General features: G+C 72.0%; 2 protein-coding genes. Both read right to left on the bottom strand.

The features are described from left to right. Positions 1–41 precede the first annotated feature (41 nt). The gene (locus B8460_RS10995) at positions 42–740 is read right to left on the bottom strand and encodes a methyltransferase domain-containing protein (protein ID WP_048861646.1); all 699 of its coding nucleotides are present in this window, start codon (positions 738–740) and stop codon (positions 42–44) included. Continuing rightward, positions 740–1,810, bottom strand: a complete 1,071-nt coding sequence (locus B8460_RS10990; protein WP_048861645.1) for a type III polyketide synthase — start codon at positions 1,808–1,810, stop codon at positions 740–742. Before B8460_RS10990 ends, B8460_RS10995 begins: the two co-directional genes overlap by 1 nt. Positions 1,811–1,934: the final 124 nt, after the last annotated feature.

Here is a 1,934-nt window from a genome sequence, read left to right as displayed (position 1 = left end):
CATGCCCCCACGCTCATGCCCCCACGCTCATGCCTGCCGGCTCATGGCCGCACCCGCTCGACCGTGACGCGGAACGGCAGCCGGCGATGCACCGCGGCGATGCCGTGCAGCCCCGCCTCATCCACCCGCGCCTGCCACTCCCCGGCCGTCAGGCTGCGGGTGATGGACACAACGCCGTCGTAACGGACAAAGCGGTGCCACAGCGCCACCCGCGCCAGGATCGGGAAGCCGATATAGGGAAACCAGGCCCGCCGCAGGTCGGTGACGAACCAGCCGCGCCCGGCCCCTGCCTCCAGCCAGCGGAGGAAACGGACGATCGTCGCGTCGTCCAGATGGTGGGCGAACTGCGAGCTGACGATGAGGTCCGGCGCCTCCGCCGGGCGGTGGTCGAAGATGTCGTTGTGGACATAGACGATGCCGTCGTCGCCGCCGGCCTCGCGTGCGGCGCGGATCGCCCAGGGATTGAGGTCCACGCCGGTCAGCCGGACCTGCTTGCCCGCCCGCGCCGCCCAGCGCGCGACGACGCGCAGCAGGTCGCCATAGCCACAGGCGGCGTCCAGCAGGGTGAAGGACGGCCAGTCCGCCGTGGTGCGGGCGAGCCAGCGCAGCAGCGGCCGGTGCGTCAGGGTCGCGACGTTGACCCGCGACAGGTCGCGCAGGCAGGCGCGGTAATCGTCGTAGTCGCGGCAATCGGTATCCATCAGCTCCGGCGCGTCGCTGCGCCGCGCGAGGGCGCCCATCAGCCGACGGTCCGGAAACGGAAGCTCTCGACCGTCAGCCCCGGCCCGAAGGCCATCGCCATGCCGTCGCCCGGCGGCCCGCCCGCGCGCAGCAGCCGGTCGAGGACGAACATCAGCGTGGCCGAGGACATGTTGCCGTAGTCGCGCAGCACGCCGCGCGAATGGGCAAGCGCGTCCGGCCCGAGGCCGAGCCCGTGCTGCACGGCATCCAGGATCGAGCGGCCGCCCGCATGGACCGCCCAATGGGCCAGGTCGCGCGGCGTGTGCGGCGCGATCAGCCCCTCGCCCTCGGCGCGCAGGAAGCGGCGGATGCGCCCCGGCACCTGCCCCGACAGGTGCATCAGGAAGCCGGTGTCGCCGATATGCCAGGTGATCATGTCGTCGGTGCGCGGGATCACCACGGTGCGGAACGCGTCCAGCTCGATCCCGACTGGATCGGCGGTGACCAGCGCCGCCGTCGCGCCGTCGCCGAACAGCAGGAAGCTGAGCATCTTCTCCAGCTCCCACGCCTCCTGCAGGTGCAGGCTGGACAGCTCGACATTGACCACCAGCACCCGGGCGCGCGGCTCCGACCGGACGAAGTGGCGCGCCAGCCGCAACGCGTTGACGGCGGCGAAGCAGCCCATGAAGCCCACGATGGTGCGCTCGACCGAGGACGGCAGACCCAGCGCCTGCATCAGCTGGAACTCCAATCCCGGCGCGGTGAAGCCGGTGCAGCAGGCCAGCACCAGATGCGTGATGCGGTCACGCTCGCCGCCGAGGTCGAGCGCCGCCGCCGCCCGCAGGGCGAGGGCGCGCGCCTCGTGCTCGAAGCGCTCCATCCGGGCCTGCGTCCCCGGAAAGGCGCCGCGCGTGTAGAACCCGTCCGCGTCGAGCACCCGGTCGCGCGGCAGCGGGCCGGGCTCGATCACGGCATAGCGGTGGTGGATGTCCGCCATGTCCGCCATCCGCGCGAATAGCGCCCGGGCGTGCGGGTCGTCGAGTACGCCGCAGCCGAACGCGACAAAGGCCGCATGAATATCGTGCGCGGGCACGGCCGTGCCGACGCGGTTCAGGAATGCCCGGGTCAATCCTATCCCCTTCGTCCGTCAGGAGGTGAGCAGCCGGTCAGCGTCGTAGGTAGGGGCGACGGCGGCTTGCGCATCAGCGCGGGGCCGCCGCGCGTCGCAACCGGTCGTTGATCGCGGCCCCGAT

Source organism: Acidisphaera rubrifaciens HS-AP3, from assembly GCF_000964365.1.
GTDB classification, from domain to species: Bacteria; Pseudomonadota; Alphaproteobacteria; order Acetobacterales; family Acetobacteraceae; genus Acidisphaera; species Acidisphaera rubrifaciens.
The sequence above is the reverse complement of the archived record's forward strand: the minus strand, read 5'-3'. Positions and strand labels throughout refer to the sequence as shown.

What these genes read in the sequence shown, in the direction of transcription:
- B8460_RS10995 (WP_048861646.1), bottom strand. Translation starts at nt 740, where the DNA reads ATGGGCGCCCTCGCGCGGCGCAGCGACGCGCCGGAGCTGATGGATACC.